General features: G+C 61.1%; 26 protein-coding genes, 1 tRNA gene and 1 pseudogene. 17 read left to right on the forward strand and 11 right to left on the reverse strand.

Features of this window, described 5'->3' with window-relative positions; translation table 11 throughout:
• Nucleotides 1-3 precede the first annotated feature (3 nt).
• Together MCB86_RS14105 and MCB86_RS14110 are read left to right on the forward strand one after the other, a co-directional pair.
• The gene (locus MCB86_RS14105; protein WP_045164102.1) at nt 4-621 is read left to right on the forward strand and encodes a 5-formyltetrahydrofolate cyclo-ligase; all 618 of its coding nucleotides are present in this window, start codon (nt 4-6) and stop codon (nt 619-621) included.
• 381 nt (nt 622-1,002) lie between these two features.
• Nucleotides 1,003-1,452 carry an EVE domain-containing protein gene (locus MCB86_RS14110; RefSeq protein ID WP_239611281.1) on the forward strand — a complete coding sequence of 150 codons (450 nt, stop codon included), beginning with the start codon at nt 1,003-1,005 and terminating at the stop codon, nt 1,450-1,452.
• Nucleotides 1,453-1,480: 28 nt separating this feature from the next.
• Here the strand turns inward: MCB86_RS14110 and MCB86_RS14115 are convergent, their stop codons facing one another.
• Nucleotides 1,481-1,885 carry a flagellar basal body-associated protein FliL gene (locus MCB86_RS14115; protein WP_239611282.1) on the reverse strand — a complete coding sequence of 135 codons (405 nt, stop codon included), beginning with the start codon at nt 1,883-1,885 and terminating at the stop codon, nt 1,481-1,483.
• 178 nt (nt 1,886-2,063) lie between these two features.
• Between MCB86_RS14115 and MCB86_RS14120 the strand changes: the two genes are divergently transcribed.
• Complete coding sequence (locus MCB86_RS14120; protein WP_239611283.1) at nt 2,064-3,041, forward strand: NADPH:quinone oxidoreductase family protein; 978 nt, start codon at nt 2,064-2,066, stop codon at nt 3,039-3,041.
• Nucleotides 3,042-3,119: 78 nt separating this feature from the next.
• Here MCB86_RS14120 and secB read toward each other — a convergent pair whose 3' ends face one another.
• The 3 genes from secB to MCB86_RS14135 form a co-directional block, all read right to left on the reverse strand.
• Nucleotides 3,120-3,614, reverse strand: coding sequence for a protein-export chaperone SecB (gene secB / locus MCB86_RS14125; RefSeq protein WP_045164107.1), 495 nt, complete (start codon nt 3,612-3,614; stop codon nt 3,120-3,122).
• Nucleotides 3,615-3,701: 87 nt separating this feature from the next.
• Nucleotides 3,702-3,956 (reverse strand): glutaredoxin 3, encoded by a 255-nt coding sequence (gene grxC / locus MCB86_RS14130; RefSeq protein WP_239611284.1) that lies wholly within the window; start codon nt 3,954-3,956, stop codon nt 3,702-3,704.
• A 2-nt stretch (nt 3,957-3,958) separates the two neighbouring features.
• Entirely contained in the window at nt 3,959-4,372 is a 414-nt protein-coding gene (locus MCB86_RS14135) for a rhodanese-like domain-containing protein (RefSeq protein WP_045164109.1), read from the reverse strand.
• Between the two features lie 141 nt (nt 4,373-4,513).
• Between MCB86_RS14135 and gpmI the strand changes: the two genes are divergently transcribed.
• From gpmI to MCB86_RS14155, 4 genes are all read left to right on the forward strand, one after another.
• Nucleotides 4,514-6,052: a 2,3-bisphosphoglycerate-independent phosphoglycerate mutase gene (gene gpmI, locus MCB86_RS14140; RefSeq protein WP_045164110.1), complete on the forward strand. Its 1,539-nt coding sequence runs from the start codon at nt 4,514-4,516 to the stop codon at nt 6,050-6,052.
• Nucleotides 6,053-6,158: 106 nt separating this feature from the next.
• Nucleotides 6,159-7,418 carry a murein hydrolase activator EnvC gene (locus MCB86_RS14145; RefSeq protein ID WP_239611285.1) on the forward strand — a complete coding sequence of 420 codons (1,260 nt, stop codon included), beginning with the start codon at nt 6,159-6,161 and terminating at the stop codon, nt 7,416-7,418.
• A gap of 41 nt (nt 7,419-7,459) precedes the next feature.
• Nucleotides 7,460-8,797, forward strand: coding sequence for a S41 family peptidase (locus tag MCB86_RS14150; RefSeq protein ID WP_239611286.1), 1,338 nt, complete (start codon nt 7,460-7,462; stop codon nt 8,795-8,797).
• Between the two features lie 51 nt (nt 8,798-8,848).
• Nucleotides 8,849-9,613 carry a divergent polysaccharide deacetylase family protein gene (locus tag MCB86_RS14155; protein WP_155397681.1) on the forward strand — a complete coding sequence of 255 codons (765 nt, stop codon included), beginning with the start codon at nt 8,849-8,851 and terminating at the stop codon, nt 9,611-9,613.
• 7 nt (nt 9,614-9,620) lie between these two features.
• On the opposite strand, the gene MCB86_RS14160 is transcribed toward MCB86_RS14155, so the two are convergent.
• From MCB86_RS14160 to hisB, 7 genes and pseudogenes are all read right to left on the reverse strand, one after another.
• Nucleotides 9,621-10,367, reverse strand: coding sequence for an ABC transporter substrate-binding protein (locus tag MCB86_RS14160; RefSeq protein ID WP_045164379.1), 747 nt, complete (start codon nt 10,365-10,367; stop codon nt 9,621-9,623).
• A 361-nt stretch (nt 10,368-10,728) separates the two neighbouring features.
• Nucleotides 10,729-10,935: pseudogene (locus MCB86_RS14165) on the reverse strand (amino acid ABC transporter substrate-binding protein); the annotation flags it as partial.
• Nucleotides 10,936-11,010: 75 nt separating this feature from the next.
• Nucleotides 11,011-11,781: an imidazole glycerol phosphate synthase subunit HisF gene (gene hisF / locus MCB86_RS14170; protein WP_045164114.1), complete on the reverse strand. Its 771-nt coding sequence runs from the start codon at nt 11,779-11,781 to the stop codon at nt 11,011-11,013.
• Nucleotides 11,782-11,863: 82 nt separating this feature from the next.
• Nucleotides 11,864-12,607, reverse strand: coding sequence for a 1-(5-phosphoribosyl)-5-[(5-phosphoribosylamino)methylideneamino]imidazole-4-carboxamide isomerase (hisA, locus tag MCB86_RS14175; protein WP_045164380.1), 744 nt, complete (start codon nt 12,605-12,607; stop codon nt 11,864-11,866).
• Nucleotides 12,608-12,642: 35 nt separating this feature from the next.
• Nucleotides 12,643-12,903 carry a DUF2164 domain-containing protein gene (locus MCB86_RS14180; protein WP_239611287.1) on the reverse strand — a complete coding sequence of 87 codons (261 nt, stop codon included), beginning with the start codon at nt 12,901-12,903 and terminating at the stop codon, nt 12,643-12,645.
• Complete coding sequence (hisH, locus tag MCB86_RS14185) at nt 12,903-13,541, reverse strand: imidazole glycerol phosphate synthase subunit HisH (protein ID WP_045164116.1); 639 nt, start codon at nt 13,539-13,541, stop codon at nt 12,903-12,905. Before hisH ends, MCB86_RS14180 begins: the two co-directional genes overlap by 1 nt.
• Complete coding sequence (gene hisB, locus MCB86_RS14190) at nt 13,541-14,134, reverse strand: imidazoleglycerol-phosphate dehydratase HisB (RefSeq protein WP_045164117.1); 594 nt, start codon at nt 14,132-14,134, stop codon at nt 13,541-13,543. Before hisB ends, hisH begins: the two co-directional genes overlap by 1 nt.
• Before the next feature lie 283 nt (nt 14,135-14,417).
• Here hisB and panM point away from each other — a divergent pair, with 283 nt between their 5' ends.
• The 10 genes from panM to MCB86_RS14240 all read left to right on the forward strand — a co-directional run bounded on the left by panM (nt 14,418) and on the right by MCB86_RS14240 (nt 24,551).
• Nucleotides 14,418-14,816 carry an aspartate 1-decarboxylase autocleavage activator PanM gene (gene panM, locus MCB86_RS14195; protein ID WP_045164118.1) on the forward strand — a complete coding sequence of 133 codons (399 nt, stop codon included), beginning with the start codon at nt 14,418-14,420 and terminating at the stop codon, nt 14,814-14,816.
• Between the two features lie 149 nt (nt 14,817-14,965).
• Nucleotides 14,966-17,191 carry an AsmA family protein gene (locus tag MCB86_RS14200; protein ID WP_239611288.1) on the forward strand — a complete coding sequence of 742 codons (2,226 nt, stop codon included), beginning with the start codon at nt 14,966-14,968 and terminating at the stop codon, nt 17,189-17,191.
• Between the two features lie 11 nt (nt 17,192-17,202).
• Nucleotides 17,203-18,270 (forward strand): A/G-specific adenine glycosylase, encoded by a 1,068-nt coding sequence (mutY, locus tag MCB86_RS14205; protein ID WP_239611597.1) that lies wholly within the window; start codon nt 17,203-17,205, stop codon nt 18,268-18,270.
• Nucleotides 18,267-18,539, forward strand: a complete 273-nt coding sequence (locus MCB86_RS14210) for an oxidative damage protection protein (protein WP_045164120.1) — start codon at nt 18,267-18,269, stop codon at nt 18,537-18,539. Before mutY ends, MCB86_RS14210 begins: the two co-directional genes overlap by 4 nt.
• Nucleotides 18,540-18,713: 174 nt before the next feature.
• Nucleotides 18,714-18,789: transfer RNA gene (locus tag MCB86_RS14215), tRNA-Phe, on the forward strand.
• Between the two features lie 114 nt (nt 18,790-18,903).
• Entirely contained in the window at nt 18,904-19,233 is a 330-nt protein-coding gene (locus tag MCB86_RS14220) for a hypothetical protein (protein ID WP_239611289.1), read from the forward strand.
• 438 nt (nt 19,234-19,671) lie between these two features.
• Nucleotides 19,672-20,451 carry a transporter substrate-binding domain-containing protein gene (locus MCB86_RS14225; protein ID WP_239611290.1) on the forward strand — a complete coding sequence of 260 codons (780 nt, stop codon included), beginning with the start codon at nt 19,672-19,674 and terminating at the stop codon, nt 20,449-20,451.
• Between the two features lie 216 nt (nt 20,452-20,667).
• Nucleotides 20,668-22,728 carry a BCCT family transporter gene (locus MCB86_RS14230; protein WP_045164124.1) on the forward strand — a complete coding sequence of 687 codons (2,061 nt, stop codon included), beginning with the start codon at nt 20,668-20,670 and terminating at the stop codon, nt 22,726-22,728.
• Nucleotides 22,729-23,005: 277 nt separating this feature from the next.
• Nucleotides 23,006-23,779 (forward strand): ABC transporter ATP-binding protein, encoded by a 774-nt coding sequence (locus MCB86_RS14235; protein ID WP_045164125.1) that lies wholly within the window; start codon nt 23,006-23,008, stop codon nt 23,777-23,779.
• A 16-nt stretch (nt 23,780-23,795) separates the two neighbouring features.
• Complete coding sequence (locus MCB86_RS14240) at nt 23,796-24,551, forward strand: ABC transporter substrate-binding protein (RefSeq protein WP_045164126.1); 756 nt, start codon at nt 23,796-23,798, stop codon at nt 24,549-24,551.
• The last annotated feature ends 20 nt before the right edge of the window (nt 24,552-24,571 follow it).

Consider the following 24,571-nt stretch of genomic DNA (forward strand, 5'->3'; position numbering starts at 1 on the left):
TTCATGATCGCAGCCGAAGGCCTCTCGCGCCCGGCGCTGCGACGTCAATTGCGACAAGCTCGCCGCCAGCTCTCGCCCGTCCAGCAACGTCAGGCCGCAAGAAACCTTTATCGGCAACTGGCTCAGCATCCGCTGTTTCGCCGTGCGCGCCACGTCGCTCTGTATTTGCCCAACGACGGTGAAATAGATCCCCGCCCGCTGTTACTGGAAGCGCAACGACGCGGCAAGGCGACCTACTTGCCGGTGCTCAATGCCTGGCCACGCACGCGCATGGTGTTCCAGCGAATACTTCCGAACGAGCAGCTGAAGCCGAACCGATTCGGTATCTCCGAGCCGGTTTTTTGTCATGCCCGTCAGCGCTCCATCTGGGCCCTCGATCTAATTCTTATGCCGCTGGTGGGGTTCGACGAACACGGTGGCCGGCTGGGCATGGGAGGGGGCTTTTATGATCGCAGCCTGGCATACCGCAGTAGGCGCAAAAAAGGTCACAAACCGACGCTTCTAGGCCTTGCCCACGAATGTCAGAAGGTTGATCGCTTGCCATTGGCCAGCTGGGATGTGAGCTTGGAGGCTACGGTGACGGGCCGGGGCTGGTATGCGAAGCGAGGCGGGAATAGCTGAGGAATATCTGGGGCCGCGTCCATGCGGCGGGCGCGCCCAGCGCTGAAGCTGTTGCGAATGACTGATCGGAACCATTGAAGACGTGTCGCCTGGCCGATCCCACAACCCCTGGGTGTAGCCCGTTGTCACGACCCCGAGGCCAAAAATCAGCACCAGGATCCAAAGAATGTCTGGCTTGCGTTTCATAGTTTTCGCCTCCCCCTGCTAGGCGACAGTGTTACGTCGAGTCAGTATCGTTTTAGTTTTCCAGACTCGACAATGCCAACCTCAAGCGCGGCATTCTCCGTCATGCCTCGGTACAGCGCAAACTTGCGTTGCGACCGATTGTCGGGGATGTTGCGTTTGAGAACCCATCAATGCAATCAGCAGTGAGCAAAGACCATGCCGTACTGGTTGATGAAGTCCGAACCGGACGAATTTTCTATTCGAAACCTGGAGCAACTCGGCACGAGTCGCTGGGATGGCGTACGCAACTACCAGGCTCGCAATTTCCTTCGCCAGATGGCTGAAGGTGACCGGTTCTTCTTCTACCACTCAAGCTGCGCCACGCCTGGTATCGCCGGAATAGGAGAAATTCAGCGCACCGCCTATCCCGACCCGACCGCCCTTGACCCCGACAGCAGCTATTTTGACGTCAAGGCCCACGAAACAAAAAACCCCTGGAGCGCCGTAGACGTCGGCTTTGTCGAACGCTTCGATTCGACGCTGACATTGCCTCGACTCAAAGCGGAGCCGGCTCTCGCGCAGATGCCATTAGTACAGAAGGGTAGCAGGCTCTCAGTGATGCCGGTCAGTGAAAGCGAGTGGCTCGCCATTCTCGGTATGCGCTGAGCCATTGGGCTGCCATGCCCTCGGGCCACTATTGAACAATCAGATTATTGAATAGCAGGTCTTCCACCAAGGGCTCACCTTCTTCCTGAGTGAGCACCGCCTGTACCTGCTTGAGCGCTTCCTGCCGAAGGGCTTCTTTGGCCTCGACCGCTCCGAGGCTGGCGTCGGTCTGTTGCGAAAATAGCGTCACCAGCTGATTGCGGATTAACGGCTCGTGATGCTTGACCTTCGCTTCCGCCTCACTCCCGCTGACACGCAACGCAATGTCGGCCTTGTAGTACTTCAGCCTGCCGCCCGAACCGTAGTTTCCTACCAACGCAGGGACCAACGCGTAATAGATGGTTTTGGTGGCGGCCGCATCGGCTTCGGACGTTTCGGCCAGAACCGGCTGCGCCATACAAAGCGCGAAGAAAACAGCAAGAAGTCGCTTCACGTGAAAACTCCAAGGGATACGGTCACCAGCATAACCAGTGCCACGCGCGGACCCAAGCCCGGCCTTATGTATCGCCATCAGGACAGACCATGCTCATTGCACGCCGCGAGCAGGCTCCTAGACTGGTTGAACTCGAAAATGGCAATGGTCCCTCTCTGACGACAATAAGGAAAACCCGATGAAAGCTGTCCTGTGCAAAGAATTCGGCCCGGCCGAGAAACTCGTCATCGAAGAAATCGATAGCCCGCAGGTCAAGAAGGGCGAGGTGCTGCTCGATGTACATGCCGCCGGCGTCAACTTTCCGGACACGCTGATTATCGAAGGCAAGTATCAGTTCAAGCCGCCCTTTCCGTTTTCGCCGGGCGGTGAGGCTGCAGGCGTGGTCGCCGCGGTGGGCGAGAACATTACCCACTTGAAAGTCGGCGACCGCGTCATGGGGCTGACGGGCTGGGGCAGCTTTGCCGAGCAAGTCGCCGTCCCGGGAGACAATGTGCTGCCAGTTCCACCTAGCATGAGTTTCGAGACGGCTGCGGCCTTCAGCATGACCTATGGCACCTCGATGCATGCACTCAAACAACGCGCCAACCTGCAGCCCGGCGAAACCCTGCTGGTCCTGGGCGCATCGGGCGGCGTCGGCTTGGCCGCCGTCGAGATCGGCAAGGCAATGGGGGCCAGAGTCATCGCCGCCGCGTCCTCCGCCGAGAAGCTCGAGGTCGCAAAGGCTGCGGGTGCCGATGAGCTGATCAACTACACAGACAGCAGCCTCAAGGAGCGCCTGAAGGAACTGACCGACGGCCAGGGTGTAGACGTGATATACGATCCAGTGGGCGGCAAGCTGTTCGAAGAAGCGTTTCGCAGCATTGCCTGGAACGGCCGCATGCTGGTGGTCGGCTTTGCCGCCGGCGATATACCTTCGCTGCCGGCCAATCTGCCACTGCTTAAGGGTGCCTCGCTGATAGGGGTGTTCTGGGGCAGCTTCGCCCGCCGTCAGCCGCATGACAACGCTGCCAACTTCAAGCAGCTGTTTGCCTGGCACGCCGAAGGCAAACTGAAACCCTTGGTATCGCAGACCTTCGCGCTTGAGCAGACCGCCAACGCGATAAACACGCTGGCCCAGCGCAAGGCTGTGGGCAAACTGGTCGTGAAGGTACGCTGAGAACCGTAAACCGCTAGCGCGGGACACCAGGCGTCCCGCGCTAGCGTGTAACGAGAGGATCTTACGAAAGGACGCTAATCAGTGAGCGGTAGCCGGCGCTTCGCCGCCCTGCTGCATGCGAGCCATTTCCTGGGCATACAGCGCATCGAAGTTCACCGGTGCCAGCATTAGCGCCGGGAAAGAACCACGAGTGACCAGGCTGTCCAAGGTTTCGCGGGCATAGGGGAACAGGATGTTCGGGCAGAAGGCGCCAAGCGTGTGACTCATGGCTTGGGCTTCAAGCCCCTTGATCAGGAAAATACCGGCCTGCTGGACTTCGGCGATAAACGCCACCTCCTCGCCCGTCTTGACGGTAACCGACAGAGTCAACACCACCTCATGGAAATCGTTTTCGAGCGACTTCTGCTTGGTGTTCAGGTCCAGCGCAACGCTCGGATTCCACTCCTGACGGAAGATTTCTGGACTTTTCGGCGCCTCGAAAGAAAGGTCTCGAACATAGATCCGCTGCAGGGAAAACTGTGCGCCCTGCTCGTCCTGACCAGCCGCTGCGCCGTTGTTTGCTTGTTCAGTCATGTGAAGCCTTCTTGTTGTGCATGTCGTGTTGGAGATCGCCCTGCCAGCGCCGATGCGAGTCGCCCGCCCGACAGAGCTGTAATCGAATCATGCCTGTAGCAGCGGATCCAGCCGACCTGCCCGTTCCAGCGCGTGCAGCTCGTCGCAGCCACCGACATGCTCGTTACCTATCCATATCTGCGGAACCGAGGTACGTCCGGCCTTGTTCGCCATTTCGGAACGCAAGGCCGGCTTGCCGTCCACGGCAATTTCCTCGTAACTGACACCCTTGCGATCGAGCAGACTCTTGGCCCGGACACAGTACGGGCACCAGGCGGTGGTATAGATGACGACTTTTGGCATATTTACTTGACCACTGGCAAATTCTCGCCGCGCCAGCTGGAAATTCCCCCAGCAAGCTTGGCAGCAGTAAAGCCCGCCTTCTGTAACTCACGGCAGGCCGCTCCAGCGTGCTGGCCCATGGCGTCGACGACGATGATCGTCTTGCCCTTGTGTTTTTCCAGCTCGCCCATTCGGCTGACCAGCTTCTCGTAGGGAATGTTCAATGAGTCAACGATGCGGCCCGCGTCGAACTCCTTCTTCGCACGCACGTCCAACACCACGCCTTCGTCGCGATTGACCAGATTGGTCAGCTCACGATTGCTCAGGCTCTTGCCGCCCTTGCGCGCCTCGGTGAAGGCAAGCAGGACCAGCAGCACCAGAAAGATGCTGACCAGTACATAGTGGTTGGAGACAAATTCAATCAGGTTAGCGACCATCAATAGGGTACCCGGGGGATAAAATGCGGGCCAGTATACACAGCCCCTCCACCGGGCTGAACCCTGCGAATCGTGACGCCAAACGGGCCAGCCAGTAGACTGGCCGCCATTTTTCGCGCCCTCGTGCAAGGAGCCAGATACATGCCTGCTGCGCCCAAACCCCTGGTACTGATGATTCTCGACGGCTTCGGACACAGCGACAGTCCTGAATTCAATGCCATCCACGCCGCCAACAAACCGGTTTATGACCGTCTGCTCGCCAGCCAGCCGCACGGTCTGATTTCCGGCAGCGGCATGGATGTGGGCCTGCCGGACGGCCAGATGGGCAACTCCGAGGTAGGGCACATGAACCTGGGTGCTGGTCGCGTGGTGTATCAGGACTTCACCCGAGTGACCAAGTCCATCCGGGACGGCGAGTTCTTCGAGAACCCGAACATCTGCGCCGCGGTCGACAAGGCCGCCGCCGCGGGCAAGGCCGTGCATATCCTCGGCCTGCTGTCAGATGGCGGCGTACACAGCCATCAAGACCATCTGGTGGCGATGGCCGAACTGGCCGCCAAGCGCGGCGCCGAAAAGATCTATCTGCATGCCTTTCTCGATGGCCGCGATACTCCGCCGAAAAGCGCCCAACATTCCATCGAACTGATGCAGGCCACCTTCACCCGCCTGGGCAAAGGCCGCGTCGCCAGCCTGATCGGTCGCTACTTCGCGATGGATCGCGATAACCGCTGGGACCGTGTCGAGCAGGCCTATCACCTGATCGTCGACGGCAAGGCGGCCTATCGTTCCGACTATGCGGTGGACGGCCTGATCGCCGCTTACGAGCGCGGCGAGAGCGACGAGTTCGTCAAAGCCACCACTATCGGCGAGCCGGTACGCGTGGAAGATGGCGATGCCGTGGTGTTCATGAACTTCCGTGCCGACCGCGCGCGCGAACTGACCCGCTGCTTCGTGGAGCCCGATTTCAACGAGTTCCCGCGCGCGCGCGTACCGAAACTGGCTGGCTTCGTCATGCTGACCCAGTACGCCGCAAGCATCCCCGCACCGTCGGCTTTCGCACCCGAAGCCCTCACCAATGTGCTGGGCGAATACCTGGCGAACAATGGCAAGACCCAGCTGCGCATCGCCGAGACCGAGAAGTACGCCCACGTCACCTTCTTCTTTTCCGGCGGTCGTGAGGAGCCGTTTCCCGGCGAAGAACGCATTCTCATTCCATCGCCACAGGTCGCCACCTACGATCTGCAGCCGGAGATGAGCGCCCCGGAAGTCACCGATCGCATCGTCGAAGCCATCGAGCAGCAGCGCTACGACGTGATCATCGTCAACTACGCCAACGGCGACATGGTGGGCCACACCGGCGTGTTCGAGGCTGCCGTGAAAGCAGTGGAATGCCTGGACACCTGCATCGGTCGCATCACCGAAGCGTTGGACAAGGTTGACGGCGAGGCATTGATCACTGCCGACCATGGCAATGTCGAACAGATGGAAGACGCCATGACTGGACAGGCGCACACCGCCCATACCTGCGAACCGGTGCCTTTCATTTATTACGGCAAGCGCAACCTGACGATCCGCGAAGGCGGTGTGCTCGCCGATGTGGCTCCGACGATGCTGACGCTGCTGGGCCTGCCGGTGCCTGCAGAGATGACCGGCCGCTCGATCATCGAACTGCAAAGCTGACGATGGCAGCTGGAAACCGAGCCTTCGCTTCAGCTGAGGGCTCGAGCTTCCAGCCGCTTTTTTAGGCATACTACGGCGATCCCAAACCTTCCGGCTTGTCCCTTACATGCCTCGTATTCTTCTCGCATTCGCACTTTTCTGTCTGCTCGGTTCGGCCATGGCAGACGAGCGCGCCGACGCCCGTAAACAAATCGAAGCGGCACGCAAGGACGTCGCCGAGTTACAAAAGCTGCTCAAGCAGATCGAGCAGGAGAAATCGGCGGTCCAGAAACAGCTGCAAACCACCGAAAGCGAGATGGGTCAGCTGGAAAAGCAGGTGGACTCGCTGCAGCAGGAAATCGATCGCAGCGAAGCGGAGCTCGAGCGCCTCAATGATGAAAAGACCACACTGGAAGGCGCTCGCCTCGAACAGCAGCGCCTGATCGGAATCCAGGCGCGGGCTGCCTACCAGAGCGGGCGTCAGGAATATCTCAAGCTTCTGCTCAATCAGCAGAACCCGGAAAAATTCAGCCGCACCCTGACCTACTACGACTACCTCAGCAAGGCCCGTTTCGAGCAGGTCGCAAACTTCAACGAAACGCTCAACCAGCTGGCCAAGGTCGAAGCAAACATCGAGGCGCAGCAGACGACGCTCGCCGAGCAGCAGGACGGATTGCAGGAGCGCCGCGCCCAGCTGGCCGAGGTACGTCAGGAGCGCCGTCAGACGCTGGCCAAGCTCGATCGCGACTTTTCCACCCGCGACCAGAAGCTCAAGGCGCGTCAGCAGGAGCAGGCGCAACTGGAGCGAGTCCTCAAGACCATCGAGCAAACCCTTGCGCGGCAAGCACGTGAAGCCGAACAGGAGCGCCAACGCGCGCTCGCAGCGGCACGCGAAGAACAAGTCCGCCAGCAACAGGCAGGTCGCACCGCACCGGCACCGTCAGGGCCGATCGTATCCAGCGCCGGAGGAAATTTCGGCGGCCCATTCGCCAGCGCCAAGGGCAAGCTGCCCTGGCCGGTGGACGGACGATTGGTCGCCCGCTACGGCACTCCGCGCGGCGGTGATGCTCGAACCAAGTGGGATGGCGTGCTGATCGGGGCCGAAGTCGGCACCCAGGTGCGTGCCGTGCACGGCGGCCGGGTGGTGTTCGCCGATTGGCTGCGGGGTGCCGGCCTGCTGGTGATCCTCGACCATGGCAATGGTTACCTGAGCCTGTACGGTCACAATCAGAGCTTGCTGCGCGACGCCGGAGAAATCGTCAAGGCAGGCGACCCGATCGCCACCGTAGGAACCAGTGGCGGACAAGAGTCCGCCGCACTGTATTTCGCCATTCGCCAACAGGGTCGCCCAAGCGATCCAGCACAATGGTGTCGCGCGCAAGGATAGGCCGGTCCGGCTGCTAGCGCCCCTCACAACTGGAGTCAGACATGCTGCACCTGCGACGTATAGCCCAACCCACCACCCTGGCCCTGACCATCATGCTGGGGCTGTACGGGAGCGCCTGGGCCCAGCAATCGCCCGCAGAGCTGGCGCCAGAGCCAATTGCGCTGGACACCGCGACCCGCAAGGCCCCGCTGCCGCTGGACGAATTGCGCACCTTCGCCGAAGTGCTGGACCGGATCAAGGCCGCCTATGTCGAACCAGTCGATGACAAAACCCTGCTGGAGAATGCTATCAAGGGCATGCTCAGCAACCTCGATCCGCATTCTGCCTATCTCGAGCCCGAGGCCTTTGCCGAGTTGCAGGAAAGCACCAGCGGCGAGTTCGGCGGGCTCGGCATCGAGGTCGGCATTGAAGATGGCTTCATCAAGGTGGTGTCGCCGATCGACGACACACCAGCCTCCAAGGCTGGTATCGAGGCGGGCGATCTGATCGTCAAGATCGATGGCAAGCCGACCAAGGGCATGTCGATGATGGATGCGGTCAGCATGATGCGCGGCAAGCCGGGCAGCGATATATCGTTGTCGCTGGTGCGCGAGGGTGGCAAGCCCTTCACCGTCAAGCTCACCCGTGCGGTGATCAAGGTCAACAGCGTCAAGAGCCTGATGCTCGAACCCGGCTACGGCTATTTACGCGTCACCCAGTTCCAGATCAATACCGGCGAAGAAGTCGGCAAGGCGTTGGCGCGTCTGCGCAAGGAAAACAGCAAGAAACTCAACGGCCTGGTGCTCGACCTGCGTAACAACCCGGGTGGCGTGCTGCAGGCGGCAGTGGAGGTGTCCGATCACTTCCTCACGGATGGTCTGATCGTTTACACCAAAGGGCGCATCGCCAACTCCGAGCTGCGCTTCAGCGCCGATCCAGGCGACGCCAGCGAAGGCGTTCCCTTGGTCGTACTGATCAACGGCGGTAGCGCCTCTGCGTCGGAGATCGTCGCGGGTGCGCTGCAGGACCAGAAGCGCGGCGTCGTGATGGGTACAGACAGCTTCGGCAAGGGCTCGGTGCAGACCGTGCTGCCACTGAACAATGACCGCGCCCTGAAACTCACCACTGCGCTCTATTACACACCCAACGGCCGTTCCATCCAGGCTCAGGGCATCGAGCCCGATATCGAGGTAACCCGCGCCAAGCTGACACGCGAACAGGCCGCCGAAGGCATACGAGAGGCCGATCTGGCCGGCCATCTGGGCAACGGCAACGGAGGGCCGGAACGCCCCAGCGGCGCTCCGATCGTCAGCGATTCGCCACGCCCACAGGACGATGACTTCCAACTCGGCCAGGCGCTGAACCTGCTCAAGGGATTGAACCTCACTCGCGGTCAGTAGCGGATGCCCAAGGTCGTACGTCTTCTGCTGGGAATCCTCGCACCGCTGCTAATGGTCGTCATGGCCAGCGTTGAAGCCGGCGATATAGAAGGCGCAGATGATCTGGCAGTCGTCGCGCGGATGCCCAAGCTCGCTCTGGTGATCGATGATCTGGGCCAGAATGCCGCTCGGGACAGGCGTGTACTGGCCTTGCCCGGCCCGGTGGCCATGGCGATTCTGCCAGATACCCGCCACGCCACGAAGCTGGCTGAGCAGGCCAGGACGGCAGGTAAGACAGTCATGCTGCATTTGCCCATGGCCCCCGCCGGCGGCCCCTACGCCTGGCAGCCACAACTACCGCAGGCGGAGCTGGATCGCCGCCTGGACAGCGCACTGGCTAAGGTTCCCCATTCCAGCGGTGTGAACAATCACATGGGCAGTCAGATGACCGATCGACAGCGCCCCATGACCGCCCTGATGAGCGAGCTGCAGGAACGTCATCTATTCTTTCTGGACAGCCGCACCAACGCCGGAACCGTCGCCGCAGCTGCCGCGCAAAAGATCGGGTTGGCCAGCCTGTCGCGCGACATTTTTCTCGATGACGACCCCAGCCCCAAAGCCGTTGCCGAGCAGTTTCGCGCGGCCATACAGCTGGCTCGCAAACAAGGTTCAGTCGTGGTGATCGGCCATCCACACCCGGCCACACTTGCCCTGTTGGAGCGGGAGTTGCCGAAGCTCGGAGCACAGGGCATCGATTGGGTGAACATCGACCAGATGATCGCCACCCGGGGCAACCGCGCCATGATCGCCCATGGCGCGAACGGCCTTTATCGTTGAGGTTGAATCACAGGTAACGACGCATGATGGCGTCTATAGCGCCGTCACTCTTCATTTCGTTCAGCGCTTTCTGCAATCGCGTTACGACTTCATCTGGCGTCTGCTTGTTCAGCGCAAGGAACAGCTGCGCGTCGTTGAAGCGCAGCACCGTGGTCAATCCGCTTACCCCTTCCTGCTTGGCCAGGTAGGGCCCGACGGGGTCGGTTGTCGCCCATAGGTCTATCTGCCCCTTGAGCAGCTTGCCGATGTTTTCCTGGTCGCGCAGTGAATTGATCGGCTCGAAACCCTGGCTTTCCAAATGCTGGCTGACCGCATCGTTCTTGTATGCGCCGATCCGGTACTGCTGCGCCTGGTCAAGCGAACTCAGCCGCATCGGGCTGCCGGCCGGAGCCAGCAATACCCAGCCGGTACTGGCTAGCGGACCGACCCATTTGAACAACGGCTCACGCTCGGGCGTGTAGGTGGTGGAAAACAGGCCCTGGTCCGGATGCTCCAGCGCTTGATTGTAGATACGCTCCCAGGGGAAACGCAGCGTCAGGCTGTAAGCGATCCCGGCACGCTTGAACATTTCGCGCACGATCTCGGCGTTGATTCCACTGATGTTGCGATCTGCAGCGTAGTTCTTGCCGTCCGCCGCCATGTTGAATGGCGGAAAGTTTTCTGTCAGCAACACCAGCTTGTAGTCATCAGGCAGTGCGGCCCTGGCCGAAGTCGCCATCAACAGCAACAGCCCGGCCATTAGAATTCGTCTCATCGATCCTTCCCCCACGTCAGCGAACATCCCATACGACACCGCGCTGGCCCTGCCGAGCAGACTCCATGCGGACCTCGTTCGATTATGTTTAGCAACTTGTGAACCAGACGCAGCGCAGCGACCACCGCAATGTGAAAAACCGCACAGATCCAGGGAATCATATTGCCATCATTCACAGCCAGGCAATTGCCTGACGGATCAACGGGAGGGAAATACCGGCCGGCAAGCAGAGAAACGCGAGCGTGGCGTTCCGAAATAGAGCATCGCAGCGCTATAAACGCTGCGATTCGGCACGTCGACCGGAGCTGCAGCAAGGCAAACCGCTACAGATTGCGGCCGCTGATGGTGTCTAGCGTGTAATGACGCCGGTGCGCCTAAACGTTCCGAGAGTGATATCGGTGGCAATCGCGGTGATGTTTTCGTCACGCGCGAAGTTCTTGCCATCGACTGCCATGTTGTAGCGGCGGAAAGTTCTCGGTGAGCAGCTTTAGCGGCTCTGGTGCCGACTGCACGGCGCCAGCGATCAGCGAGAGCTGACGTCCAACGCAAGAAGCAGGGTTTTGAACATGATGTGACTCCCTGACGAAGCGGCAGCCGCGGCATGTTCGCGGCTGTGCTCCTGGTTGACTGGCGCGGCGCCCGGTCAACGCATCACGATGCCACAACTGGCCATGTAGGCTTTGGCTTCTGGCACCGTGTATTCACCGAAGTGGAAGATGCTGGCCGCCAGCACCGCGTCAGCCTTGCCCTCGATGATGCCGTCGGCCAGGTGCTGCAGGTTGCCGACGCCACCGGATGCGATCACCGGGATGTGCACGGCCTCACTGATGGCGCGGGTCACGCCGAGGTCATAGCCGCTCTTGACGCCGTCCTGGTCCATGCTGGTCAAGAGAATCTCCCCGGCGCCCAGCGCTTCCATTTTCTGCGCCCAGACTACGGCGTCGAGCCCGGTGGGTTTGCGGCCACCATGGGTGAAGATTTCCCAGCGCGGCGTTTCGCCAGGTTTGGATACCTTTTTCGCGTCGATGGCGACCACGATGCACTGCGAGCCGAAGCGCTCGGCGGCTTCGCCAACGAATTCGGGGGTAAAGACGGCGGCGGTGTTGATCGAGACCTTGTCGGCACCGGCATTGAGCAGGTTGCGGATGTCTTGCACGCTGCGCACGCCGCCGCCGACGGTCAGCGGGATGAACACCTGGCTGGCCATGCGCTCTACCGTGTGCAGCGTAGTGTCGCGGTTGTCGACGCTGGCCGTGATATCGAGGAAAGTGATTTCGTCGGCGCCCTGCTCGTCGTAGCGACGGGCGATTTCCACCGGATCACCGGCATCGCGGATGTTCTCGAACTGGACGCCTTTGACCACGCGGCCATTGTCCACGTCGAGGCAGGGAATGATGCGTTTGGCGAGGGCCATGCTTTTCTCCGAAAAGAGCTTGAAGCCTTGAGCCAGAAGCTGGAAGCCGGTCGAGCTGCTTCCGGCTTCAGCTCACGACTTTTTATTCGTCTTTAAATTTGAGATCGCAAAGCGCCTGCGCCTCGGCCACGTCCAGCGTGCCCTCGTAAATCGCACGACCGGTGATGGCACCGATGACGCCGGGGGTATTGGTATCGAGCAGCTTCTGGATATCGCCGATGTTGTGGATACCGCCGGAGGCGATCACCGGAATACGGCTGGCGTTGGCCAGGGCCACCGTCGCCTCGACGTTGCAGCCCTGCATCATGCCGTCTTTGGCGATATCGGTGTAGACGATTGCCGAAACGCCATCGGCCTCGAAACGACGCGCCAGATCTACGGCCTGCACGCTGCTGACCTCTGCCCAGCCATCGGTGGCGACAAACCCGTCCTTGGCGTCCAGGCCGACGATCACCTTGCCCGGGAAGGCGCGGCAGGCCTCAGTGACGAACTCCGGCTGCTTGACCGCCTTGGTGCCGATGATCACGTAGCTGACGCCGGCGCGTACGTAGTGTTCTATGGTTTCCAGGGTACGAATGCCGCCCCCGATCTGGATCGGTAGGTCCGGATAACGCTTGGCGATCGCCGTGACCACTTCACCGTTGACCGGCTGCCCCTCGAAGGCACCGTTGAGATCGACCAGATGCAGACGACGGCAACCGGCCTCGACCCACTTGGCGGCCATGGCCACCGGGTCGTCGGAGAACACCGTAGCGTCGTCCATAAGCCCCTGACGCAGACGCACGCAGGCGCCGTCCTTGAGATCGATGGCGGGAATAATCAGCATGGCTCGAACCTGTTCAAATCGGATATCGGTTAAGGTCAGCTCTTCTCGAGCGCCCACAAGTCGCTTTCGATGCTTTCAAACCTTTCTTTAAGGTGTGTTTGCACATCGAAAATCGCCTTGTTGTAATAGAGCGGAGCAATCTCGCGAGCAAACAGATCAAGCACTTCCTGCGCTTCGAAAGAGCCGAGCTCCAGCTCGAAACGATCTTCCAGAAAGCGCTTTATGATCTGCTGTGCGGCCTGCTCCTGCACAGAATCCAGCGTCAGGATCGGCGCTTTGAGCTTTGCCCGACTCATTACCAGCGGCCGTCCCAGGCGGCGAAGTTCTGCAGCAGCTGCAGGCCGTGGGTGTGGCTCTTCTCAGGGTGGAACTGCACGGCGAAGCGCGAGCCGTCGGCCAACGCGGCGGCGAAATCCTTGCCGTAGTGGCCGCGACCGACCACCTGTCTTGGATTTCCCGCTTCGATGTAATAGCTGTGCACGAAATAGAAGCGGCCATCGGCGGGAATGTTGTGCCAGAGCGGATGGGCAATCGCCTGCTCCACCTCGTTCCAGCCCATGTGCGGCACTTTCAGGCGCTCGCCGCCCTCTTGCATATCCTTGCCGAAGAAGCGCACCTGGCCAGGAAACAGGCCGATGCAATCGACACCACCGTTCTCCTCGCTACGCTCCATCAGCGCCTGCATGCCGACGCAGATGCCCAGGAACGGGCGATCGACGCTGACTTCGCGCACCAGCTCGTCGAAACCCAGGCGGCGAATCTCGGCCATGCAGTCGCGGATCGCGCCGACGCCGGGGAACACCACCCGATCGGCTTCGCGGATGACTTGCGCATCGCTGGTGATCAACACTCGGCCAGCACCGACGTGCTCGAGCGCCTTGGCAACCGAGTGCAGGTTACCCATGCCGTAATCGATGACGGCGACGGTCTGCATTACAGGCAACCCTTGGTTGACGGCATCTGCCCGGCCATCCGCTCATCCAGCGTCACCGCCATGCGCAGCGCGCGGCCGAAGGCCTTGAACACGGTTTCGATCTGGTGATGGGTGTTGTGCCCGCGCAGATTGTCGATATGCAGGGTGACCAGCGCGTGATTGACGAAGCCCTGAAAGAATTCCTGAAACAGATCGACATCGAAACCGCCGACGGTGGCGCGGGTGTAAGGGACGTGCATCTGCAGGCCCGGACGCCCGGAGAAGTCGATCACCACGCGCGACAGCGCCTCATCCAGCGGCACGTAAGCATGTCCGTAGCGGGTCATGCCCTTCTTGTCGCCGACCGCCTTGGCAAAGGCCTGGCCGAGGGTGATGCCGACGTCCTCGACAGTATGGTGGTCATCGATGTGCAGATCGCCCTTGCACTCGATATCCAGATCGATGAGCCCATGGCGGGCGATCTGGTCGAGCATGTGTTCCAGAAAGGGCACACCAATGGCGAAACGGGCCTTGCCGGTGCCATCGAGGTTAATGGTGGCCTTGACCTGGGTTTCCAGGGTGTTGCGCTCTACGCATGCCGTACGTTCGGACATCGACAGCTCCGCTGATCGTGGGGCTAAAAAGATCGGCATTATAGGCGCAAACCCGCCTGCGGGGATACGCGCCCCGGCGGCTCACAATACGGCTAGCGGGAAGCCGGACGGGCGATCGTCGAAACATCTCGTCTGGTGGTGCTAAAGCCTCAGGGTCCTTACCGATGGCCCCAAAAGCAGATCGCCCGAGGATCCAGCACATCGGAACACGGCGCACCGCCACCGTGCGCTGGCAAGCCGGCGCAGTTATGCTTGCCGCAACCACACAGCGCACCAGGTCAACATGCCCGTATTCGTCGAAACCGTAACCGAGCCCAGCCAGCAGGATCGCATCGATCTCGCGAAAATCTATGCCGACGCCCCGGATTGGCTGCTGGCGCCTTATGCGGATGCCACAGCTCTGATCGAGGCGGGACTGGCCAACCGTAGCCTGATCGCCGGCCGCTTCAATGATCGCCTGCTCGGCGCGGCCCTGTTGCAGCGGGGCGCTCCGCACTGGCGCCTCTCGCATCTATGCGTCCGCAAGGTCACCCGCCGTCGTGGCGTTGGCAAACGGATCCTGGACGAGTGCCGGCGCCTGGCTGCCGAAGCCTCGAACGAGCTGCATCTCGTAGCGCCGCCGGCGCACCTCGAAGCCCAGGCGCTGGCCGCACGGACACATCTGCCACTAGACCCCAGCTAGTTATGGCTGGACCGCTGCCTGCGCCTGCGCCTGCGCAGCCGGCCAGGAACCCCGGCGCCTGTAACCACTCCAACGCCAGCTGCGACGAAAGCCATGGTTCGCAGCGCTATACTCGCTGCTTTTGAATGCCAAACACAAAGGACCTGTCCATGAAAGCGCTCGGCAAGATCCTGGGCCTGGTAATCCTCGGGTTGCTGCTGCTCATCGTCGCATTGGGCTTTGCCCTGACCCACCTGTTCGATCCCAATGATTACAAGGACGAAATTCGCGAACTTGCCCGCGACAAGGCCGGACTCGAGCTGAATATCGCCGGCGACATCGGCTGGAGCCTGTTCCCCTGGCTCGGCCTGGAGCTACACGACACCACCCTGGCCAGCGTCCGGACTCCACAACAGCCTTTCGCCGACCTGCGCATGCTTGGCCTCTCGGTCCGAGTGCTCCCGCTGTTCAGCCGTGAAGTGCAGATGAGCGATATCACGCTCAACGGCCTCAACCTGACCCTGAGCCGCGACGAAAACGGCAAGGGCAACTGGGAAGGCGTGGGCCAACCGGTTGCCAGCGAAACACAGCCTGGCGACACGCCACCAGCGGAACCGGCCGAAACCTCGACTGACGAGCAGAAAACCGACAATCGCAGGCAACCCCTGCGACTCGATATCGATAGCCTGACCATCAGCGATGCCCGAGTGTCCTACCACGACGCGAAAAGTGGCCAGCAATTCAGTGCCGAGGGCATCGAGCTGAGCACGGGCGCCATTCGCGAAGCCACCTCGATTCCGGTCAAACTCAACGCCTTCTTCGGCAGCAACAAGCCGGTGATGCGTGCGCGTACCGAACTGCAAGGCGCGCTGCGCTTCGATACCAAACTCCAACGCTATCAGCTCGAAGACCTGCGCCTGAGCGGGGAGGCTTCCGGCGAGCCGCTGCAAGGCAAGACTCTCTCCTTCAGCGCTCAAGGCCAGCTGCTGGCCGACCTGGCGGCCAACGTTGCCGAGTGGACCAGCCTCAAGTTCACCGCCAACCAGCTGCGTGGTCTTGGTGAGCTGAAAGCGCGCGATCTGCGGGAGCAGCCGAAGATCGCCGGCACCCTGTCCATCGCCCAATTCAACCTGCGCGAATTTCTCGACAGCATCGGCCAGCAGCTTCCGACCATGGCCGACAACAAGGCATTGAGCAAAGCCGAACTGGTCACTCGCCTGGCCGGGACTTCGAACAGCCTGACCTTTGAAGAACTCGACCTGAAGCTGGACGGCAGCACCTTTACCGGCCAGGTTGGCATCAGCGATTTCGCCAAGCAGGCACTGCGCGTCGACCTCAAGGGCGACCAGCTGAACCTCGATCATTACCTGCCGCCGCCAGGCAAGGACGATGCAGCTGGCGCGACTCGCCAGAGCGAAGTGGAAGCCACCGAAGCCGCGGCAATCGGCAGCGGCACCACGCCTCTGCCTGACAAACCGACCCAGCAAGCCTGGAGCGAAGCGCAGGTACTGCCGATCGGCACACTGCGCAGCCTGGACACCCGGATCAACCTGGATATCGGCAGCCTCACCGCAATGAACCTGCCATTCGACGGTTTCGCGCTCAAGGCACGCAGCGCTGGCGGTCTGCTGACGCTGCAGGAGCTGCGCGGCGGCATCTACAACGGCCGCATGGAAGCCTCGGCCAGCCTCGACGTGCGACCAGAGGTACCACTGATAACCGCCCAGACCCGCCTCGCCCGCGTTCCGGTCGAGCGCCTGCTGCAAAGCCAGGATGAAAAGGTCATCATCAAGGGCCTGCTCAACCTGGACAGCGACCTTCGCAGCCAGGGCAACAGCCAGAAGGCCTGGATCGACAATCTCAACGGCAACATCGGCTTCATCGTCGACAATGGCATCCTCGTCGATGCCAACCTCGAGCAGCAACTCTGCCACGCCATCGCCACCCTCAACCGCAAACCCCTCTCCAGCGACCCGCGTAGCAAGGACACCCCGTTCCGCCAATTGAAGGGCAGTCTGAACCTGCACAACGGCATCGCCAGCAACCCGGACCTGAAGGCCAGCATTCCCGGTTTGACGGTCAACGGCAACGGCGACATCGACCTTCGTGTGCTGGGCATGGACTACCGCGTCGGTATCGTCGTCGAAGGCGACAAAGGTGCGATGCCCGACCCGGCCTGCGCAGTCAATGAGCGCTATGTCGGCCTCGAATGGCCACTGCGCTGCCGCGGCCCGCTGGAACTAGGCGCCAAGGCGTGCCGCTTCGATAAGGACGGCCTCGGCAAGATCGCCGCCAGGCTCGCCGGAGAAAAGCTCAACGAAAAAATCGAAGAGAAGCTTGGCGACAAGGTCAGTCCTGAATTGAAAGACGCACTTAAAGGCCTGTTCAACCGATGATTGACCACCCCATGAGCCCGGAGCAGTTCGGCACCGCCGTGCTCGACTGGTACGACCGCCACGGGCGTAAAGATCTGCCCTGGCAGCAGGGCATCACGCCCTACCGGGTCTGGGTCTCGGAGATCATGCTGCAACAGACCCAAGTCAGCACCGTGCTCGGCTACTTCGACCGTTTCATGGCCACCCTGCCAACGGTCGAAGCCCTGGCCGACGCCACCGAAGACGAAGTGCTGCACCTGTGGACCGGCCTGGGCTATTACAGCCGCGCGCGCAACCTGCACAAGACCGCCAAGCTGATCGTCACCGAGCACGGCGGCGAATTTCCGCAATGCGTCGATCAGCTCGCCGAGCTACCCGGCATCGGCCGCTCCACCGCCGGCGCTATCGCCAGTCTGAGCATGGGTTTGCGCGCCCCGATACTCGACGGCAACGTCAAGCGCGTATTGGCTCGCTACGTCGCGCAGGACGGTTATCCCGGAGAGCCGAAAGTCGCCAGACAGCTGTGGGACGTGGCCGAACGCATGACCCCGCAAGCGCGTGTCAATCACTACACCCAGGCGATGATGGATCTCGGCGCGACGCTCTGCACCCGCAGCAAGCCCAGCTGTCTGCTCTGCCCGTTAAAGAGCGGCTGCCGAGCCCATCTGCTCGGCCGCGAAACCGATTTCCCAGTGCCCAAACCACGCAAGGCATTGCCGCAGAAGCGCACCCTGATGCCGCTGCTGGCCAACCATGAAGGCGCCATCCTGCTTTATCGCCGTCCACCCACCGGACTATGGGGCGGACTCTGGAGCCTGCCGGAACTGGATGATCTGGCCGCGCTTGACCCGCTCGCCGCACGGCATGCACTGCAACTGCAGCAGCGCCGCGAGCTGCCGGGCCTGACTCACACGTTCAGCCATTTCCAGCTGGCGATCGAGCCGTGGCTGATCAGAGTCAAGCCCGAGGGCGATGCCGTGGCCGAGCCTGACTGGCTCTGGTATAACCTCGCCACCCCGCCGCGACTGGGGCTCGCCGCCCCGGTGAAGACGCTGCTCAAGCGCGCCGCCGCCGAATTGAACGCAGGAGAGATGTCATGACCCGCACCGTGAACTGCCGCAAGTACAAAGAACAACTGCCCGGCCTCGATCGCCCGCCGTATCCGGGCCCGAAGGGCGAAGACATCTACAACAACGTGTCGAAGAAGGCCTGGGACGACTGGCAGAAGCACCAGACCATGCTGATCAATGAGCGCCGGTTGAACATGATGAACGCCGAGGATCGCAAGTTCCTGCAAGCCGAGATGGACAAGTTCTTCTCCGGAGAGGATTACGCCCAGGCCGAGGGTTACGTACCGCCGAGCGAATGATCCGCCGCGTCCAGAGCGAGCAAGGCACCGCGCCCTGCTCGCCCCGCGCAAGCCGCCCGCGGCGCCAAGATCGCTGCAAAAGGTCCAGCACAACGCTAAACGCCCGTTCTGGCTAAATATTTTCCTGGTCGCGCTTGACAGGCAAAAGCCAAATCCGTCTAATAGCGCCCCGTTGCCCAGGTAGCTCAGTCGGTAGAGCAGGGGATTGAAAATCCCCGTGTCGGCGGTTCGATTCCGTCCCTGGGCACCACTAATCCGAACGAAAAGGCTCACCCATGCGGTGGGCCTTTTTGTTTTCTACTGCGTTTTTACAGCGCTCTTCACGATCCATGGCGACGCATCCAGTCATGCGGCGCGCTCCAAGTTGTGCGCTGCGGCTCTGGAAGGTTGGGCGTTCTATTTGTGCTGGTTGCTGGCGCTGGCTCACGCCGTGCTGTATCCGGCGCGGGTATGGCGCAGGCAGCTGCAACTGGTCGCCGGACTGGCGGTAAGTGCGGTGTTGCTGAACTGCCTTATCACTGACGACCATCTGTTGCGCATCCTGTCCGCTGGACATGCGGCCGTCGCTGGCATGGACCTGATGCTGCTGGCCCTCGCCGGCGTTGGTCTGCTGGCGGCGAGGCGCATCCGCCAGGCCGAGTCCGCACCGCAACCGGCGACACAAGCCTTACGCGAGGGGAATAAGCGTGCCTGAACTGCTCGCTTCAGGGCTGGCGTTCGATCGCGTTCGCCCTGCTAGCGCTCTGCCAGATGGTGCACCGCAAGGCGATCGACCCGCTGACTCCCCCTCGCCCGGCCGGCCAGAGGACCCGGAAGCTGTTGGCAGCCTCGTCTCTGGCGGGCAGCACTGGCACTGCTAGTGGCTGTACAAGGCAGGGGATTCGGCGCGATTCTCTGGATGCTGCTGGTCAGCGCGGGGGCTTTCGGCCTATCGCTGCCCCCGAGGGGAAAACCCGCCTGGTTGCGCCCACTGCTCCAGACGACCGGAAAACCGGCTCGTTAAGTCTTAGGTCGTTTTAGCCGCCCTGACTTAATTCTGGGCTAGGCTGATACCAGCGTACGGCGACGACCGCCATACCGCCCTGACTATCGCCCGCTAAGGAAGGCTTAACGCAATGCAAGGAGCCAAGCTGTGCGTAGGGTTCTCTCGATTCTAACGATCTGGTTACTACTCGGCGCCGCGCAGGTCAGCGCAGCGCAGTGGCGCTTCGTCACCGAAGACTTCCCCCCATTTACCTACCCCGCTGACGCCCCGCTCAGCACGGATGCCGGCGTCGATGCGGGTGGCCCTCTGGTGGAGGTGGTGCAAACGGTCTGCGTACGTTTGCAGCAGGACTGCACGATCACCCTGTATCCCTGGCGGCGAGCGCTGCGGCTCGCCGAGCAGGGCCAGGCGGATGGCATCTTCACACTGGTACGCTCGCCCCAACGGCAACAGATATTCCACATCACCCGGATGCTGGTGACTTCTCACTACAGCGTCTTCGCCCGTGATGACAGTACCTTCGTGTTCCATCAACCAAGCGATATGGCCGGCCGACGGGTTGGTGTTTATGGCCCTTCGGGAACCTCCTATGTCCTCTCCGAACGCCTCAAGGCCGTACCTGACGTGGACTTCCACCTGACTGCCGACAACCGGCGCCTGTTGCGCATGCTGCAGTCCGGACGCTTCGGCAAGGAAGGGCTGGCGGTGCTCAATCAGGATGTGGCCTGGCACCTGATCGAAGACGAACACCTCGATGGACTGCGAGAGGCGGGCGAAATGGGCCCGATCACCTACGGTATCGGGCTGTCGCGCAAGACGGTGAGCGAGACCCAGTTCATGGCGTTCGAGCATGCATTGGACGAGGCGATCGCCGACGGTACGGTGCCGAGCATCTTGCGCCGTTACCAACTGGAGCCGGCCTTCTGAGCGACCGCTCAACCAACCCACGCCAAGTCGCGCTGCCCCCGCCGTGGAGCCCCCATGCCCGTTTGAAGTCCGACCAGTCTCTTGAGCAACGGACGTCCACACGGCAATGCTGGTGAGTATTTCGTCGCAAATGGCCGTCTACCTTCCTGATTGCCATCGCGCTTGGAGAGCCAAAGCGTTTTCCGTTCCACTCGCCAACCAGAGGCCCGAACACACATGGATGCAGAGAAGAAGAAGCTACCCAAAGCCATCATCCTTTTCCCGGTGTTCATTCCTGCCGTCGCCGTAACGCTGCTGCTGGTGCTCGGTACCATCAGCAATCCGGACCTGGCCGGCAAGGTATTCAGCTCTACGCTGGCGTTCATCACCACTAACTTCGGCTGGTTCTACATGCTGTCGGTGGCGTTCTTTCTGGTGTTTATCGTCGGTATCGCGATGACACCCTGGGGCAGCATCAAGCTCGGACCTGACCACGCGGAACCGCAATACAGCTTCCCCGCCTGGTTCGCCATGCTGTTTTCTGCCGGCTACGGCATCGCCCTGTTGTTCTTCGGCGTGGCCGAGCCGGTGCTGCATTACGCCTCGCCGCCGGCCGGTGCAGCGGAAACGGTCGACTCAGCCAAGCAGGCGATGCAGATCGCCTTCTTCCACTGGGGCTTTCATATCTGGGCGATCTACGGCCTGACCGGCCTGGTGCTGGCGTATTTTTCCTTTCGCCACGGACTGCCGCTGTCCATGCGCTCGGCGCTCTATCCGATCATTGGCGAACGCATCTACGGGCCAATCGGTCACGTGGTGGATGTCTTCGCCATTCTCGGTACGCTGTTCGGCATCGCCACGACGCTCGGGTTGTCGGTCACCCAGATCAACGCCGGGATCAACTATCTGTGGCCGGACATTCCGGTGAGTATCGGGGTCCAGATCACCGCCATCGCCGTCATCACCGCCATGGCGATCTGCTCGGTGGTCGCCGGCCTCGACAAGGGCGTGAAGAATCTCTCGCTGCTGAACATGATTCTCGCGATCGCGCTGATGCTGTTCGTGTTTCTGGCCGGCCCGACCATCTTCATTCTCGAAACCTTTTTGCAGAACACAGGCAGCTACCTGAACAACATCATCGAGCGTACCTTCAATCTGCAGGCCTATTCGCGCAGCGACTGGATCGGCAACTGGACCCTGTTCATCTTCGGCTGGACAATCGCCTGGTCGCCGTTCGTGGGCCTGTTCATCGCCAAGATCAGCCGCGGCCGGACGATTCGGCAATTCGTCTTCGGCGTGATGTTCGTGCCGACGATCTTTACCTTTCTGTGGTTTTCGGTGTTCGGCGACACCGCGCTGCATCTGATCATGGTCGAGGGCTACACCTCGCTGATCGCCGATGTGCAGGCCGATAACGCCATTGCGCTGTTCAAATTGTTCGAACTGCTCCCGATGAGCGCTATCACCTCGTTCCTGGCGGTGCTGCTTATCGTCACCTTCTTCGTCACCTCGTCGGACTCCGGCTCGCTGGTGATCGACTCGCTGGCAGCCGGCGGCGCGAGCCATACGCCGGTCTGGCAACGCGTGTTCTGGGCCAGTACGGAGGGGCTGGTGGCGGCCGCGCTTTTGCTCGCCGGTGGCCTTAGCGCGCTGCAGACCATGACCATCGCCAGTGCGTTGCCGTTCGCCATCATCATGCTGATCTCCGCGCTGGGCATGTGGCGCGCGCTGGTGATCGAAGGGCATCACGAAACCAGCCTGCAGAACCACATGCAAAGCAGCCGCCTGGCCAGCAACGCCGGGCCGGGTCTGTGGAAGAAGCGCCTTGCCGGCATGGTCAGCTTCCCAGACCGCGAGCAGGTCGAAGACTTCATGAGCAGCACCGTGCTCAAGGCCATGCGCCGTGTGCAGCGCGAACTCAGCGGCCAAGAGTGGAACGCCGAGGTGCATACGGACGAAGCCAACTCCCGCGTCTACCTGGAAGTGCTCAAGGAAGCCCAGGTAGATTTCATCTACGAAATCCGCATGGTGGGCTACGCCATGCCCGCCTTCGCCCTTTCCGAAGGGCCGGATACTGATGAGCAGTACTATCGCGCCGAGGTTTTCCTGCGCCGCGGCGGGCAGCACTATGACATTTACGGCTATGACCAGCAGGACATCATCAGCGACATCCTCGACCAGTTCGAAAAGTACCTGCACTTCCTGCATATATCGCCGGGAAGCCTGCCGTGGAAAATGAACGAACACGACGAGATGCTGAGCGGCGAAACCGATCTGCCCAAACCCGATCAGCCATGAGGAGCGACCGCGACTCTGCGCAAGCGGTCGCGTCGTTTGTCCGCGTTTCGCTCCGGGTTTCGGGCAATGGCGCTAAATTCATCTATATATAGAAGACCGATTAACGAGGCCAACCATCGGTGACCAACCGGTCACGAAGCTTGGTATGGTGCCGCGCTTGGCGCATGCCCCCGCCCATGCTAGGTTTGCGCCTCGCCAGGAGGGCGAGCAGTCGGCCGGAGCGCAATTTACACAGAAAAGGACCACGCAACGCCCTGGTCCGAGAAGAGGAAGCTCAATGGCTGAGGCCATCCCAGCACTGGAAATCCGCAACCTGCACAAGCGCTACGGCGATCTGGAAGTACTCAAAGGCATCTCGCTGACCGCGCGCGACGGCGATGTGATTTCCATCCTCGGCTCGTCCGGCTCCGGAAAATCCACATTTCTGCGCTGCATCAATCTGCTGGAGAACCCCAACGAGGGCGAGATTCTCGTCGCTGGCGAGCAGCTGCGCCTCAAACGCGCCAAAGACGGCGACCTGGTGGCAGCCGACGCCAAGCAGATCAACCTGATGCGCAGCAAGCTCGGCTTCGTGTTCCAGAATTTCAATCTCTGGCCGCACATGAGCGTGCTGGACAACATCATAGAGGCGCCACGACGCGTGCTCGGCCTGAGCAAGGCTGAAGCCACCGAAAGCGCCGAGGCCTTGCTGGCCAAGGTGGGCATCGCCGATAAGCGCCATGTCTACCCCAATCAGCTATCCGGCGGTCAGCAGCAGCGCGCGGCCATCGCACGCACCTTGGCGATGCAACCCAAGGTCATCCTGTTCGACGAGCCGACCTCGGCGCTCGATCCGGAAATGGTACAAGAAGTGCTTGCAGTAATCCGGTCACTGGCCGATGAGGGTCGTACCATGCTGCTCGTTACCCATGAAATGAATTTCGCCAAACAGGTCTCCAGTGAGGTGGTTTTTCTTCATCAGGGCCTGGTCGAAGAGCAAGGAACGCCGGAGCAGGTGTTCGACAACCCCCAATCGGCACGCTGTAAACAGTTCATGTCCAGCCATCGCTAATGGAGCAACACATCGCATGAAAAGCTATAAGAAAATTCTGCTGACTGCCGCCGCCACCCTGATGCTCGGCGCCAACGCCTTTGCCGCCGACAAGCTGCGCATCGGTACTGAGGGCGCCTATCCTCCCTTCAACCTGATCGACGCCAGCGGCCAGGTGGTCGGCTTCGACCTGGATATCGCCCACGCACTCTGCGCCAAGATGGAAGTCGAGTGCGAAGTGGTCACCTCCGACTGGGACGGCATCATTCCGGCGCTGAACGCCGGCAAATTCGACTTCCTCGCCGCGTCCATGTCGGTCACAGAGGAGCGTAAGAATGCCGTCGATTTCACCGACCACTACTACACCAACAAGCTGCAGTTCGTGGCGCCCAAATCGGTCGACTTCAAGACTGACGAGGGATATCTGAAGGGCAAAACCATCGGAGCGCAGCGTGCCACCATCGCTGGCACCTGGCTGGAAGACAACATGGATGGCGTGGTCGACATCAAGCTCTACGACACCCAAGAGAATGCCTACCTCGATCTGGCTTCCGGCCGCGTCGATGGCATCCTCGCCGACTCCTTCGTGCAGTGGGAATGGCTCAAGAGCGACGCCGGCAAGGACTTCGAATTCAAGGGTGAGCCGGTGTTCGATAACGACAAGATCGCTATCGCCGTGCGCAAGGGCAACGATGAGCTGCGCGAGAAGCTGAACAAGGCACTGGCTGAAATCAGAGCCGACGGCACCTACGAGAAGATCAACGCGAAGTACTTCCCTTTCGATATCTACTGATCCGTCTGAATCAAGGCCCG

The sequence above is a fragment of the Pseudomonas sp. KSR10 genome (assembly GCF_022355455.1).
In the GTDB taxonomy this organism is placed as follows: domain Bacteria; phylum Pseudomonadota; class Gammaproteobacteria; order Pseudomonadales; family Pseudomonadaceae; genus Stutzerimonas; species Stutzerimonas stutzeri_E.

Excerpts from the sequence above, each read along its gene's own strand:
- MCB86_RS14105 (WP_045164102.1), top strand. The coding sequence starts at position 4 with ATGATCGCAGCCGAAGGCCTCTCGCGCCCGGCGCTGCGACGTCAATTG.
- MCB86_RS14110 (WP_239611281.1), top strand. The coding sequence starts at position 1,003 with ATGCCGTACTGGTTGATGAAGTCCGAACCGGACGAATTTTCTATTCGA.
- MCB86_RS14120 (WP_239611283.1), top strand. The coding sequence starts at position 2,064 with ATGAAAGCTGTCCTGTGCAAAGAATTCGGCCCGGCCGAGAAACTCGTC.
- secB (WP_045164107.1), bottom strand. The coding sequence starts at position 3,614 with ATGACTGAACAAGCAAACAACGGCGCAGCGGCTGGTCAGGACGAGCAG.
- grxC (WP_239611284.1), bottom strand. The coding sequence starts at position 3,956 with ATGCCAAAAGTCGTCATCTATACCACCGCCTGGTGCCCGTACTGTGTC.
- MCB86_RS14135 (WP_045164109.1), bottom strand. The coding sequence starts at position 4,372 with ATGGTCGCTAACCTGATTGAATTTGTCTCCAACCACTATGTACTGGTC.
- gpmI (WP_045164110.1), top strand. The coding sequence starts at position 4,514 with ATGCCTGCTGCGCCCAAACCCCTGGTACTGATGATTCTCGACGGCTTC.
- MCB86_RS14145 (WP_239611285.1), top strand. The coding sequence starts at position 6,159 with ATGCCTCGTATTCTTCTCGCATTCGCACTTTTCTGTCTGCTCGGTTCG.
- MCB86_RS14150 (WP_239611286.1), top strand. The coding sequence starts at position 7,460 with ATGCTGCACCTGCGACGTATAGCCCAACCCACCACCCTGGCCCTGACC.
- MCB86_RS14155 (WP_155397681.1), top strand. The coding sequence starts at position 8,849 with ATGGTCGTCATGGCCAGCGTTGAAGCCGGCGATATAGAAGGCGCAGAT.
- MCB86_RS14160 (WP_045164379.1), bottom strand. The coding sequence starts at position 10,367 with ATGAGACGAATTCTAATGGCCGGGCTGTTGCTGTTGATGGCGACTTCG.
- hisF (WP_045164114.1), bottom strand. The coding sequence starts at position 11,781 with ATGGCCCTCGCCAAACGCATCATTCCCTGCCTCGACGTGGACAATGGC.
- hisA (WP_045164380.1), bottom strand. The coding sequence starts at position 12,607 with ATGCTGATTATTCCCGCCATCGATCTCAAGGACGGCGCCTGCGTGCGT.
- MCB86_RS14180 (WP_239611287.1), bottom strand. The coding sequence starts at position 12,903 with ATGAGTCGGGCAAAGCTCAAAGCGCCGATCCTGACGCTGGATTCTGTG.
- hisH (WP_045164116.1), bottom strand. The coding sequence starts at position 13,541 with ATGCAGACCGTCGCCGTCATCGATTACGGCATGGGTAACCTGCACTCG.
- hisB (WP_045164117.1), bottom strand. The coding sequence starts at position 14,134 with ATGTCCGAACGTACGGCATGCGTAGAGCGCAACACCCTGGAAACCCAG.
- panM (WP_045164118.1), top strand. The coding sequence starts at position 14,418 with ATGCCCGTATTCGTCGAAACCGTAACCGAGCCCAGCCAGCAGGATCGC.
- MCB86_RS14200 (WP_239611288.1), top strand. The coding sequence starts at position 14,966 with ATGAAAGCGCTCGGCAAGATCCTGGGCCTGGTAATCCTCGGGTTGCTG.
- mutY (WP_239611597.1), top strand. The coding sequence starts at position 17,203 with ATGAGCCCGGAGCAGTTCGGCACCGCCGTGCTCGACTGGTACGACCGC.
- MCB86_RS14210 (WP_045164120.1), top strand. The coding sequence starts at position 18,267 with ATGACCCGCACCGTGAACTGCCGCAAGTACAAAGAACAACTGCCCGGC.
- MCB86_RS14230 (WP_045164124.1), top strand. The coding sequence starts at position 20,668 with ATGGATGCAGAGAAGAAGAAGCTACCCAAAGCCATCATCCTTTTCCCG.
- MCB86_RS14235 (WP_045164125.1), top strand. The coding sequence starts at position 23,006 with ATGGCTGAGGCCATCCCAGCACTGGAAATCCGCAACCTGCACAAGCGC.
- MCB86_RS14240 (WP_045164126.1), top strand. The coding sequence starts at position 23,796 with ATGAAAAGCTATAAGAAAATTCTGCTGACTGCCGCCGCCACCCTGATG.